Raw genomic sequence first — 12264 nt, 5'->3', positions numbered from 1 at the left:
GAAATTGTTTGTTTAAAGAACCAAACATAAAAAATATTTTTTTGGAATGTACATTCTGATAAATATTGATTGATGGATTCTTCTTTTATTTTGTTTGATTTAATTTATTCTAAATTTTTAAGCTCAGATTTTACAAAATCTGCTAATTCTCTCACATAATCCGCACTAAAGTTAAATTCAATTCCTGCAGTTTCGTAAATTTCTTTTATCGTTTTGGTATAACCTAGTTTTAAGGCGTCTAAATACATGGAAAGACCCTTTTCAGGATCTTTTTTATAGTTTTTCCAAACAGCAATCGCTCCAAGTTGAGCAATTCCATATTCTATATAGTAAAATGGGACCTCAAAAATATGGAGTTGTTTTTGCCATAAATTTTCGAGCGCTTCCGGATGCTCAGACCAATCACTAAAATTTTGGCCGAAGGTTTCAAAGATATTTTTCCATGATTGCTCGCGTTCTTCGGTGCTATGATTTGGATTTGTATAAATCCAATGTTGAAATTGATCTACCACTGCAACCCATGGAAGCGTTTTTAAAACATCCTTTAATTGATCTTTTTTGGCTCTTTTTAATTCCTCAGGATTTTCAAAATAAACATCCCAATGATCCATAGAAATTAACTCCATACTCATCGAAGCCAATTCAGCAACTTCTGATGGGGTATGTTTGAAATCATTTAACTCAAGATTCGCCGTAATAAAAGTATGAATGGCATGGCCACCCTCATGTACCATGGTGGTTAAATCGCGGAAAGTACCTGCAGAGTTCATGAAAATAAAAGGAGCTCCACTTTCTGCCAATGGATAATTATATCCACCTGGTGCTTTTCCTTTGCGGCTATCGACATCGAAAAAGCCATTTGATTTCATTATTTCGAGTCTTTCGCCAATATATTGACTCAATCCTTTGAAGCATTTAATTGATTTATCAATCAGTTCCTCACCTTTATTAAATGGTTTTAGCGCTGCTTTTCCGGAAGTATCTACCTCCATATCCCATGGCTTTAAGCTGCTTAAACCTAAGGCTTGGCGCCTATTTTCAGCTTGTTTCTTTAAAATTGGGACAATTTCTTTTTCAATGGCTTCATGAAAATTAAAACAATCTTTTGCAGTATAATCGAAGCGACCTAAAGCCTGAAACATATAATCTCTAAAATTTTCGAAGCCGGCATTGAGCGCGACTTGGTGGCGAAGCTTTAGTAGGCTATTGAACAATTCGTCCAATTGGACTTTATCTTTCAACCTACGGGCTGTAATTGCTTCCCATGCCGATTGACGCACTGATCTATCTGTATCTTTTAAGAAAACAGCAGCTTGTTCTAATGTATACTCTTGATTATTAAGTGTTACAGACATGGAGCCCGTAATTCCTTGATATTTTTGCTGTTCTACTTGGATTTGTGTCAGTAGTGGAATGTTTTCCTCCCTGAATAATTCAAGGGCTTTTTTTATCCCACGAGTATAAACAAAGTACTTTTTTTGATCTAATTCGGCAGTATGCGCGCAATTAATGAATTTCTTATTCAACTCATTGCTAATTGGAGCAATTTTAGGTTCAATTTCGGTCGCAAAGTATTGAAAGTCGTTCAATAGTTTTTCGTCGGTTGTATCGCATGTCATGCGAATATATCGCCAAGCAAAATCCTCCTCCAAAGCCGCTTCGAGTTCACTACGGTCTGATAACCAATGTTCTAGTTCGGTTACAGACTTAATATTTCTTGTCTGCAATTCATTGAATATCGGCTCAAGACTATTCCAATCAACTTTTAGGCCATCTGGGATATAGTTTCTTGTTTTTTTGGAAATCTTTAGATCATTCATATTAAAATTGATTACGAAGGTAAGTATCTAATAAAAAGAAGCTTGCAAAAATTACAGATGCAATGCCATTGCTTGTAAAAAACGCACGGTCTACTTTCGAAAGGTCGTTAGGTTTAACCAAGCTATGTTGATAAATCAATAGTAGGGCAAAAAATAAGACACCAGCAAGGTAAAACCATGATAAATCTGAATTGAAATAGGGTAGGGCAACGAAAACAACCGCAAGAACATGAAGGATAGATGAGACGTTTAAGGCTCTTTCTTTGCCTAGCCATGCGGGGATGGAGTTCAGCTTATTTTTACGGTCAAACTCCTCATCCTGAAGTGCATAAATGATGTCAAAACCACTTACCCAACATAAAACTGCAAGCGAAAAATAAATGGGTAGCATAGCAAATTCGCCTGCAACAACTAAATAAGCTCCGATTGGTGCCAGCGCAAGTCCTAAGCCTAATACAAGATGACATAATGGTGTAAATCGCTTGGTATAACTATAGCCCAGAACTACAGCTAGCGCTACGGGCGATAAATAAAAGCAGATTTTATTTATGAATAGAGTCGTAATAATAAAAAGTAAGCCATTAGTAATGGTAAAAATAAGGGCTTCATTTGGTTTAATTTTTCCAGATGGGATATCGCGAACAGCAGTTCTAGGATTTTGAGCATCAATGTCTCTATCCAAGTAACGATTATAAGCCATGGCTGCATTTCGTGCAAAAACCATGCATAACACCATCAATAGGAGTTTTAGCCAGTTAAATTCCTGCTCAGTGCTAGAAATAGCTAGAAAAAATCCAATTAATGCAAATGGCATCGCAAAAATGGTATGTGCAAACAATACTAAAGAAAAATATTTTTTCATGAACAATTCAGTGTTTAATTGATCTGGAAAGCAAAATTAATGAATTGATTTGGGCTTTTTAAGGCTTTTAACGGGTAAATGACTTATTTAAATCGCTAATAAAAATTAATATTTCATCACGTCCTTGTTGAGTTTCTGAAGAAGTGACATAATGTGTAGGAACCTCTTCAAATATCTCTAAGAGTGATTTTCTGAATTTTGCTACGCTTTGATCTGTCTTAACTTTAGATTGTTTGTCGGATTTTGTGAAAATTATCTGAAAAGGTAATCCATTTTCGCCAAGCCATGAACAAAATTCAATATCAATTTTTTGAGGATCTAGTCGGCTATCAATCAAAACAAATACACATTGCAAGTTTTCTCTGTTTCTGAGGTAATAACTTATAAATTTTTGCCATTCACCACGATTGCTCCTAGAGGTTTTTGCATATCCATAACCTGGAAGATCGACTAATTGCCAATTATCATTTATTAAAAAATGATTAATTAATTGCGTTTTACCGGGTGTTTGAGAGGTTTTTGCAAGGCCTTTTTTCTGGACAAGCATATTAATTAAAGAAGATTTTCCTACGTTAGAGCGGCCAATAAAGGCATATTCCGGTAATTCAGGAGGTGGTAACTTATCTGTCCTAGTATTACTGCATTGAAATTCTGCGCTTTTTATGATCATTGTGCAAAGTTAGAATAATGAAGCAATGTTTAAAGTCTGAAGCTGTAATTCAATCGTTTGCAGGTCATTTTTATTTGTTTTCTTTCGAAAAGGTATAATAGCTTTACTATCTCATGCTTGAATCCATTATCTTTGTGCATGTCTAAAACTGTACGGCCTTATCAGGATTCTGATGCTACTAAAAAAGAGCAAGTAGCAAGCATGTTCAATAATATTTCAGGAACTTATGATTTCTTGAACCATTTTTTGTCTCTAGGAATCGATATGATCTGGAGAAAAATAGCCATTAAAGAGCTTTTAAACGATAAACCTGCGTTGATTCTTGATGTAGCTACTGGGACTGGCGATTTAGCTTTTGAGGCAATAAAAACACTTGATCCTGAAAAAGTAATTGGGGTTGATATTTCGGATGGCATGCTTAGTATCGCTAGAGATAAAATCAAAAAGCGTAATATGCATGAAAAGTTTGAAGTCCGTTTGGGTGATTCTGAGAAGTTATTATTTGATAATGACAGTTTTGATGCCGTGACAGTTGCTTTTGGAGTCCGAAATTTTGAAAATTTAGAAAAGGGCTTAATCGATATGCTACGAGTATTGAAGCCAGGAGGTAAAGTAGTAATTCTTGAATTCTCAAAACCGAAGGTCTTTCCAGTGAAGCAGGCTTACAATTTCTATTTTAAGTATGTTACGCCAAGTATTGGGCGAATTTTTTCCAAAGATAGTAGTGCGTATACTTATCTTCCAGAATCAGTAGCATCCTTTCCTGATGGAGAAAATTTTAATATGCTTATGCAAAAAGTTGGTTATCAAAACACCAAATTTCGTGCTTTAACGTTTGGCATTTGTTCTATTTATACCGGTATTAAATGAAAGTAAAAGTACTTTTTTTATTCTTCTTCCTTTTTTTGTCTTTTAAATTATCTGCTCAAGAAGCATACGGAGGGGGAGTTGATTTACAAAGAGTCAATTTTGGTTTTCATTTTAAATATGTCTCATCTGAGTTTAAAATTCAGAAATTATCTGAATGGCGGGGGCCATTTCCAGATCTTGTTAATCCATTAATAGGTAGTCCACTTATAAGTTTAAGCTCTCCACCAACCCAGGGTTTCGGTTTAGGCTTTGTTTCTGATCTTAAATTGGGTACAAATGCGAATTTACGATTTACTCCAGGGATGATTTTCTCAGATGCTATTGTCGATTATGAGTTTGAAGATCAGAGCTTTTCTACTCAACGCATTGTTCAAGGCACAATGATAGATCTTCCCTTAGGAATAAAATTAAAATCTAACCGTAGGAAAAATTTCAGAGCATACGTAATAGGAGGTGCTAAGTACAGTATGGATATTATCTCTAAAAAGAAAAGAGATGATTCCAGTTTAATTGCGGAGGCAAAATTTTTGAAAAACACTAAAAATAATCTTTGGTACGAAGCGGGTATTGGCTTTGATTTATATTTTGAATTTTTCAAAATGTCGCCTGAAATAAAATTCTCACAAACAAGGAGGAGTGTTTTGTTGGACTCAGATAGATTAGTAAACCCATATGTTGCTCCCATTGATAAGCTATTTATAAGAAATATTCAGTTTAGTTTGTTTTTTGAATAGCCTTTTATGGAAATTGTTAATTTAGAATTTTAAAATATTATGTCAAAAATAGCTTTAATCACTGGTGCAACTGCTGGAATTGGCGAAGCCTGCGCACGTCTTTTCGCCGATAAAAAATATGATCTTATTCTCACAGGAAGAAGAACAGAGCGTCTAGATGCATTAGCTAGGCAATTAGTGTCCGAATTTGGAATCCGGGTAAATACCATTACTATGGATGTTCAAATTAAGGAAGATGTAGCTAAACTTGAAACCTTAACGGATGATTGGAAAAAGGTAGATATTCTTATCAATAATGCTGGTTTATCTCAAGGTTTAGATCCAATTAATTCAGGAAGTACACAAGATTGGGAGGTTATGATAGATACCAATATCAAAGGATTATTGTATGTGACTAAGCTAGTCTCGAATTGGATGATAAAAATTGGATCGGGGCATATCATTAATATAGGGTCTATTGCAGGTAAAGAGACCTATCAAAATGGTAATGTTTATTGTGCAACTAAACATGCGGTTGATTCATTGAATAAGGCTATGCGTATAGACCTTTTACCTTACAAAATTAAGGTAACAGCAGTTCATCCTGGAGCAGTAGAGACTGAGTTTTCTGAAGTTAGGTTCCATGGTGATAAAGAACGTGCAAAGAAGGTTTATGAAGGTTTTGAACCCCTTCATGCGCAAGATATCGCAGAAACGATTTGGTTTGTAGCATCTAGACCGCCACATGTAAATATTAACGATATGCTGGTTATGCCTACGGCACAAGCTAATACATCGCATCTTTTGAGGGAATAATGACCGATTTTACAATTTTACTACAATAATTTTGGTAAATTTGTATATCATCTAGTCATGTAAGTAGGATTGTGTAATTTTGAATAATACTAACTAATTATTAAATCATTTTTTTAATGTCTCTTCAACAAACAATTGATCAAGATATAAAGGCAGCGATGCTAAATAAGGACAGTGCGAAGCTTCGTGGATTAAGAGCCATTAAAGCGGCATTGTTACTTGCAAAAACAGAAAAAGGTGCAGAAGAAGGGATTTCTGAAGAAATGGAAATTAAAGTTCTTCAAAAGCTTGTAAAGCAACGCAAGGAATCGGCAGATATTTATCAAGCGCAAAATCGTCCCGATCTCTTTGAAATAGAAATTGAGGAATTGCAGGTTATTGAGGCCTACCTTCCACAGCAAATGGATCGTGAGGCAATAATTTTGTATGTTAAGGAGGCCGTTACCCGGACAGGAGCTACAAGTATGAAGGATATGGGCAAGGTAATGGGCTTGGTTAACAAGGAATTAGCAGGTAAAGCAGACGGAAAAACAATATCTGAAGTTGTAAAAGAAATACTGGGTAGCTGATTAAATTAAATCTGTTTTTCGTATAAAATTTAATTTTATGCAAAATTAAGATATAGACTTATATCTTAGCATCAAACATGTACTTAATAATTCTATGGAATTCTCGATAAAAGAAGAAAACGGGTTTAAATATATTGATGAGGGTGAGGGCGAAGTGCTAATACTACTTCATGGTTTGATGGGTGCGCTTAGCAATTGGACTGATGTGGTTAATGAATTTAAGAAAGATTACCGCGTAATTATCCCATTATTACCATTGTACGACTTGCCACTGATAAGCACAGGGGTAAAATCACTTGCTAAATTTGTTCATAAATTCGTAAAATATAAAAAACTAAAGAATATCACCGTTTTAGGTAATTCATTGGGAGGACATGTAGGTTTAATTTATACTTTAAATCATCCGGAAGAGGTAAAGTCCTTGGTTTTAACAGGAAGTTCTGGTTTATACGAGAACGCTTTTGGGGGATCTTTTCCTAAAAGAGAGGATTATGATTTTATTAAAGGGAAAGTTGAATTCACCTTTTATGATCCGGCAATTGCAACAAAGGAACTTGTTGATGAAGTTTATAAAACGGTAAACGATAGGATTAAAGTGATTAAGATTTTGGCTATGGCCAAATCAGCAATTAGACATAATATGTCTAAAGATATTCACAAAATTAAAGTCCCAGTTTGTTTAATTTGGGGTAAAGACGATAGAATTACACCACCAGAAGTAGGGGTTGAATTTAATCAACTTTTACCTGATTCTGAGTTAAATTGGGTTGAAAAATGCGGTCATGCTCCCATGATGGAAAGACCAATTGAATTTAATGCGTATTTAAAAAAGTTTTTAGATCGTATTTATTAAGCTAATACTATGTATGCACACGAGCTCATTTCTGTTGCCATTACACCAGTAAGGTCTTCTGATTCTATTCAGAACGTTATTGATAAGATGGCTGAGTTTCGTGTAAACCATTTGCCCATAATTGATAACAAGCAATACATGGGCCTTGTGTCTGATCATGATATCCTAGAAGTTCATGATCATACTCTTCCTGTAGCTGCGCTTAGTCTATCTCTTTACAGTCCATTTATATATGAAGAACAGCATATTTATGATGTAATTCGCCTTTTTTATGAACAAAAATTAAGTTTATTACCTGTTCTTGACGCGAATAAAAATTACAAAGGGCTAATTTCTATCAATACAATCATTGAGCATTTGGCTACCCTTACTTCTGCAAAGGAGCCTGGGGGGATAATTGTCCTTGAGGTTGATAATAGAAACAATTCATTATCTCATATTGCCCAAATTGTAGAATCTGATAATGCGCAAATTTTAAGCTCTTTTGTTGAGTCATTCCCTGATTCTACAAAGCTTGAAATTACTCTTAAGCTAAATAGGACAGAAATATCATCCATTATCGCTTCTTTTCTCAGGTATAATTATGTGGTTAAGGCTACTTTTAACGATATCAAATCTTACGATGGAACCTCCGATAGATATGATCAGTTAATGAATTACCTAGATATTTAATAATTCAACATGAAAATTGCAATTTACGGCAGGCAATTCAATAACACTGTTTTACCGCATGTTCAACAGATTTTCAATATCCTAGCAGATAATGATATTGAAGTATATGTACATGATAAATACAAGCAGTTTATTACAGGTAAAATACATTCAGATCAAAAACTTCACCCATTTCAAAATTATCAAGATCTTATTTCATCTAAAGTTGATGTCATGATTAGTCTCGGTGGTGATGGTACATTACTCGATACAGTTACCCTCATTCGCGATTCAAATATTCCTGTAATTGGTATTAATTTTGGAAGATTAGGCTTTTTGGCGAGTATCAATAAGGATGAAATAGCTTCTGCAATTAAAAGTTTAATAAATAAGGAGTTTACATTAGATCAACGTGTTCAGCTATGCATTGAATCGGAACTAAATTTATTTGGCAATGAAAATTTTGCATTAAATGATGTCACTATTCATAAGCGAGATACTTCTGCAATGATGATTATACATGCTTATTTGAATGGTGATTTTTTAAACTCCTATTGGGCAGATGGTTTAATTGTGGCTACTCCAACAGGTTCGACAGCTTATTCTTTAAGCTGTGGAGGACCAATTGTTTTGCCTAGATCTGGAAATATGGTGGTGACTCCAATTTCACCACATAATCTTAATGTTAGACCAATTGTTTTATCGGATACTAATGTGCTTTCCTTTGAAATTGAAGGTAGAAGCTCTAAATATCTACTGACATGTGATTCTAGAACTGAAGTAATTGATACTTCTATAAAAGTTAGTGTTAGAAAGGCCGATTTTGGAATAAATTTAATTAGGCTAAATAATGAAAATTATTTAGCAACGTTAAGGAATAAATTACTTTGGGGAATTGATACCAGAAATTACTGATAAAGCCTGTGATAAATGCCTAGATTGATATTTATTGTTTTCTTTTTTTTAATAAGTACTTCTGCCTCAGCACAAACATGGGAAATAGGCGCTTTTTTAGGTAGTTCTGGTTATATGGGAGATATAAATCCTATTAGGCCGCAAAAATTTACTGATTTTGCACATGGAGCTCAATTTAAAAGAAATTTTGATGGTTATTGGTCGGCAAAGCTTGCTTATATGAGTGGAAAAATACAAGGTGATGATGCTAAATCAACTAATCCCTATCAAAGAGACCGAAATTTAAATTTTTATTCAAAGGTTTCAGAGTTATCTATGCAAGTTGAATTTAATTTCTTTAAATATTTGGCAGGCGATATGTACAGTTATGGGAATAAAAGATTTAGTCCCTATTTATTTACAGGTGTAGCCACACTTTCTTTCGAACCGATGACTGAATATGTTGGTGATGAAGTATCTCTTAGACTAGCAGAAACTGAAGCTGTTGCCTATAAAAATAGGGCTATTAGTGTGCCCTATGGTTTGGGTGTAAAATATAATATTGGAGGTAATTTTAATATTATTGGAGAAATAGGATATCGTACCGCATTTACTGATTACCTGGATGATATTAGTGGTAGATACCCTGATTATGGTGCTATTCCTCTTAAAACCCCGATATCTCAAGAATTATCTGATCGATCGTTTTTTCCAAAAATTGGTATTCCAGGAACACAAAGAGGCGATTTTAGACCACATGATACTTACATGTTTGCTGGCATAACTCTTAGCTTTACTTTTGTTCCGATTCGATGTCCCACTTTTTAATTTGAGATAATAAATTTAAAATAAAACGTTTTTTATGAATGGGTTTATGATTCTGGGTGAAAACATTGTTCATTTATTTGCTATCATTCTCTTTTAATTTCTTGTAGTGGAATAACATAATTTAGTCATAACTTTGCATTTCGAAATTTTGGAACAATTTTCTTTCAAGGCTTTTGATTTCTTACAAATCAAAATGTTTTTGTTTTGTAAAATTGTTGTAAATTTTGCGTTAAAATGATTCGATGAGTTTACTTGAACAGATAGATAAAGACCGTTTGCCAAAGCATTTGGCAGTGATAATGGATGGGAATGGACGTTGGGCCAAAGAGAAGGGGAAGTTGCGTGTTTTTGGGCATCAAAATGGTGTTTTAGCTGTGCGTGATACTGTTGAGGGAGCTGTTCAGCTTGGAATTAAATATTTAACCCTTTATGCTTTTTCTACAGAAAACTGGAACCGCCCAAAGCTTGAAGTAATGGCACTTATGGAATTATTGGTTTCTACTATTAGTAAAGAGACAAAAACATTAATGGAGAATGGTGTTCGATTAAATGCTATTGGAAATTTAAGTTCATTGCCAGAAAGATGCTTTCGTCAATTAGAGGAAGCAATTGAAAAAACGTCAGGAAATACCAATTGTACCTTAACTTTAGCTTTAAGTTATAGCTCAAGGTGGGAAATTACTGAAGCTGCTAAGACGATTGCAAATAAGGTAAAGACTGGTGAATTAAAGACAGATGATATTACAGAAGAGCTTTTTTCAGCTCATTTAAATACGGGAGGTATGCCAGATCCCGAATTAATGATTCGAACTAGTGGCGAACATCGAATTAGTAATTATATGTTATGGCAAATAGCTTATTCTGAATTATATTTCACTTCAAAATTATGGCCTGATTTCAGGCGAGAGGACCTCTTTGAGGCTGTTATTGATTTTCAAAAACGTGAACGACGATTTGGAATGATTAGTGAGCAGTTGAATTAATTTCACTTTTAACACTTTTTAACAAGCGATTAGCTTATTTTAGCACCGTTAAATACAACAAATGAACCGCATTTTATTATTATTTTTTCTATTAATATCTGGTACTTCTGCAATGGCTCAGTTTGGGCGAACCGGAACACCAACACCTGCAAGAACTACGTCAAATTCCGAATTAAGTTACCTCAACCCGCAAGAATTGGTTATTGGTGGTACAAGCGTTATTGGTACTGAGTTTCTTGATAAGGATGTACTTGTAACTATTTCAAAATTAACAAAAGGCGATCGTATTACAGTTCCAGGTGATGCAACTTCTAATGCGGTTAAAAATTTATGGGCACAAGGTCTTTTTGATGATGTGAAATTAAATATTGCTGAAATAAGGTTAGATACTGTATTTTTTGAAATATTTGTAGTTGAACGACCTCGTTTAACAAAAATTGAACTTTTGGGATTAAAAAAGGGTGAAGTAACAGATATAAATGAGAAGTTAAATGATAAAACTGGTAAAGTTGTTAATGAAAACCTGTTAAAAACTACAACAGATATCATTAAAAAGCATTTTGTTGATAAAGGATTTTTATTTACAGACGTAACCATTACTCAACGAAGAGATACTTCTGAAGCAAATAACATGATTTTGGATATCAAAGTTGATAAAAATGATCGTGTGAAAATCAGTGATATTACTTTTACAGGAAATAAGGATTTTAAAAGTGCCGCTCTTAAAAAATATCTAAAAAAGACTAAGCAAAAAGCGTTATATAAAGTATTTGGTTCAGGGAAGTTTCTTCAAAATAAATATGATGAAGATAAGTTGTCCATGATTGCAAAAATGCATGAAAAGGGTTATCGCGATGCTGAAATATTAAAGGACACAACCTTTCGAACTGGTGATAACACCATAGGTGTAAAGATTGACTTATATGAAGGTCCTAAATATTATTTTGGAAATATTACTTGGGCGGGAAATGCAAAATATTCAACTAAAATATTAGACGCTATTCTATCTGTAAAAAAAGGAGAGGTTTTTAGTGAAAAGAAATTAGATAAAAAATTATCAAATAGTCCTGGTGGAGATGATGTTTCTTCTCTTTATTTGAATGATGGTTATCTTACCTTTAATATTGATCCAGTTCAAACTAAAATCTATGGTGATACTATTGATCTTGAAATTCGTTTGTATGAAGGTCCGCAGTACACCATTAATAAGATTATGGTTAAGGGTAATGAATTAACCAATGATAAGGTTGTTCTTAGAGAGATTCGTACCAAACCGGGACAGAAGTTTTCTAAAGAATTAATAGTGAGAAGTACCCGTGAAATTGCTCAATTGGGGAATTTTGATGATACTAAGACAGATCCAAAACCTATTAATATAAATCCAAGTGACGGTACGGTAGATATTGAATATACTGTGGTAGAAAAGCCTTCCGATCAGATTGAATTATCAGGTGGATTTGGTGGTGGTCGAGTGGTTGGTACACTCGGATTAACTTTTAATAATTTTTCAGCAAGGAATTTGTTTAACAAGAGTGCATGGAAGCCACTTCCTAAAGGAGACGGACAAAAATTGAGTATTAGAGGTCAAACTAATGGTAAATTCTACCAATCATATAGTTTTTCATTTTCTGAACCTTGGTTAGGAGGTAAAAAACCTATTTATTTCGGAATTAGTGCATTTACATCGCTTCAATCTAATGGTTTAAGAAATAATGATATAAATCAGCAGAAGATT

The 12264-nt window shown here is 34.0% G+C and carries 13 protein-coding genes; 10 read left to right on the top strand and 3 right to left on the bottom strand.

Annotation, left to right across the window (positions count from 1 at the left end; genetic code table 11):
• Nucleotides 1-104: 104 nt before the first annotated feature.
• From ACIQ0D_RS07915 to yihA, 3 genes are all read right to left on the bottom strand, one after another.
• A complete protein-coding gene (locus ACIQ0D_RS07915; RefSeq protein ID WP_395804430.1) occupies nucleotides 105-1820 on the bottom strand; it encodes a M3 family oligoendopeptidase in 1716 nt (571 codons plus the stop codon).
• A gap of 1 nt (nucleotide 1821) precedes the next feature.
• Nucleotides 1822-2682, bottom strand: a complete 861-nt coding sequence (locus ACIQ0D_RS07910; protein ID WP_395804428.1) for a 4-hydroxybenzoate octaprenyltransferase — start codon at nucleotides 2680-2682, stop codon at nucleotides 1822-1824.
• Between the two features lie 67 nt (nucleotides 2683-2749).
• Complete coding sequence (gene yihA, locus ACIQ0D_RS07905) at nucleotides 2750-3352, bottom strand: ribosome biogenesis GTP-binding protein YihA/YsxC (RefSeq protein WP_395804426.1); 603 nt, start codon at nucleotides 3350-3352, stop codon at nucleotides 2750-2752.
• A 138-nt stretch (nucleotides 3353-3490) separates the two neighbouring features.
• On the opposite strand from yihA, the gene ubiE reads away from it, so the two are divergent.
• From ubiE to ACIQ0D_RS07855, 10 genes are all read left to right on the top strand, one after another.
• The gene (ubiE, locus tag ACIQ0D_RS07900) at nucleotides 3491-4222 is read left to right on the top strand and encodes a bifunctional demethylmenaquinone methyltransferase/2-methoxy-6-polyprenyl-1,4-benzoquinol methylase UbiE (protein ID WP_395804424.1); all 732 of its coding nucleotides are present in this window, start codon (nucleotides 3491-3493) and stop codon (nucleotides 4220-4222) included.
• Nucleotides 4219-4956, top strand: coding sequence for an outer membrane beta-barrel protein (locus ACIQ0D_RS07895; RefSeq protein ID WP_395804422.1), 738 nt, complete (start codon nucleotides 4219-4221; stop codon nucleotides 4954-4956). The genes ubiE and ACIQ0D_RS07895 overlap by 4 nt, the downstream gene beginning before the upstream one ends.
• A 39-nt stretch (nucleotides 4957-4995) precedes the next feature.
• Complete coding sequence (locus ACIQ0D_RS07890) at nucleotides 4996-5751, top strand: SDR family NAD(P)-dependent oxidoreductase (RefSeq protein ID WP_395804420.1); 756 nt, start codon at nucleotides 4996-4998, stop codon at nucleotides 5749-5751.
• Nucleotides 5752-5867: 116 nt separating this feature from the next.
• Entirely contained in the window at nucleotides 5868-6320 is a 453-nt protein-coding gene (locus ACIQ0D_RS07885; protein ID WP_395804418.1) for a GatB/YqeY domain-containing protein, read from the top strand.
• Nucleotides 6321-6414: 94 nt separating this feature from the next.
• Nucleotides 6415-7173, top strand: coding sequence for an alpha/beta fold hydrolase (locus ACIQ0D_RS07880; protein ID WP_395804416.1), 759 nt, complete (start codon nucleotides 6415-6417; stop codon nucleotides 7171-7173).
• A 9-nt stretch (nucleotides 7174-7182) separates the two neighbouring features.
• Nucleotides 7183-7845 carry a CBS domain-containing protein gene (locus ACIQ0D_RS07875; protein WP_395804414.1) on the top strand — a complete coding sequence of 221 codons (663 nt, stop codon included), beginning with the start codon at nucleotides 7183-7185 and terminating at the stop codon, nucleotides 7843-7845.
• A gap of 9 nt (nucleotides 7846-7854) precedes the next feature.
• Complete coding sequence (locus ACIQ0D_RS07870; protein ID WP_395804412.1) at nucleotides 7855-8739, top strand: NAD kinase; 885 nt, start codon at nucleotides 7855-7857, stop codon at nucleotides 8737-8739.
• A gap of 15 nt (nucleotides 8740-8754) precedes the next feature.
• Complete coding sequence (locus ACIQ0D_RS07865) at nucleotides 8755-9546, top strand: DUF6089 family protein (RefSeq protein WP_395804410.1); 792 nt, start codon at nucleotides 8755-8757, stop codon at nucleotides 9544-9546.
• A gap of 242 nt (nucleotides 9547-9788) precedes the next feature.
• Nucleotides 9789-10529: an isoprenyl transferase gene (locus tag ACIQ0D_RS07860; protein ID WP_395804408.1), complete on the top strand. Its 741-nt coding sequence runs from the start codon at nucleotides 9789-9791 to the stop codon at nucleotides 10527-10529.
• A gap of 61 nt (nucleotides 10530-10590) precedes the next feature.
• Nucleotides 10591-12264 (top strand): outer membrane protein assembly factor (locus tag ACIQ0D_RS07855; protein WP_395804406.1); only part of this gene is annotated, 1674 nt, incomplete at its 3' end.

This window comes from Daejeonella sp. (assembly GCF_044342615.1).
GTDB lineage: Bacteria > Bacteroidota > Bacteroidia > Sphingobacteriales > Sphingobacteriaceae > Daejeonella.
This window is presented reverse-complemented; position numbering and strand designations above follow the sequence as displayed.

Excerpts from the sequence above, each read along its gene's own strand:
- ACIQ0D_RS07915 (WP_395804430.1), bottom strand. The coding sequence starts at position 1,820 with ATGAATGATCTAAAGATTTCCAAAAAAACAAGAAACTATATCCCAGAT.
- ACIQ0D_RS07910 (WP_395804428.1), bottom strand. The coding sequence starts at position 2,682 with ATGAAAAAATATTTTTCTTTAGTATTGTTTGCACATACCATTTTTGCG.
- yihA (WP_395804426.1), bottom strand. The coding sequence starts at position 3,352 with ATGATCATAAAAAGCGCAGAATTTCAATGCAGTAATACTAGGACAGAT.
- ubiE (WP_395804424.1), top strand. The coding sequence starts at position 3,491 with ATGTCTAAAACTGTACGGCCTTATCAGGATTCTGATGCTACTAAAAAA.
- ACIQ0D_RS07895 (WP_395804422.1), top strand. The coding sequence starts at position 4,219 with ATGAAAGTAAAAGTACTTTTTTTATTCTTCTTCCTTTTTTTGTCTTTT.
- ACIQ0D_RS07890 (WP_395804420.1), top strand. The coding sequence starts at position 4,996 with ATGTCAAAAATAGCTTTAATCACTGGTGCAACTGCTGGAATTGGCGAA.
- ACIQ0D_RS07885 (WP_395804418.1), top strand. The coding sequence starts at position 5,868 with ATGTCTCTTCAACAAACAATTGATCAAGATATAAAGGCAGCGATGCTA.
- ACIQ0D_RS07880 (WP_395804416.1), top strand. The coding sequence starts at position 6,415 with ATGGAATTCTCGATAAAAGAAGAAAACGGGTTTAAATATATTGATGAG.
- ACIQ0D_RS07875 (WP_395804414.1), top strand. The coding sequence starts at position 7,183 with ATGTATGCACACGAGCTCATTTCTGTTGCCATTACACCAGTAAGGTCT.
- ACIQ0D_RS07870 (WP_395804412.1), top strand. The coding sequence starts at position 7,855 with ATGAAAATTGCAATTTACGGCAGGCAATTCAATAACACTGTTTTACCG.
- ACIQ0D_RS07865 (WP_395804410.1), top strand. The coding sequence starts at position 8,755 with ATGCCTAGATTGATATTTATTGTTTTCTTTTTTTTAATAAGTACTTCT.
- ACIQ0D_RS07860 (WP_395804408.1), top strand. The coding sequence starts at position 9,789 with ATGAGTTTACTTGAACAGATAGATAAAGACCGTTTGCCAAAGCATTTG.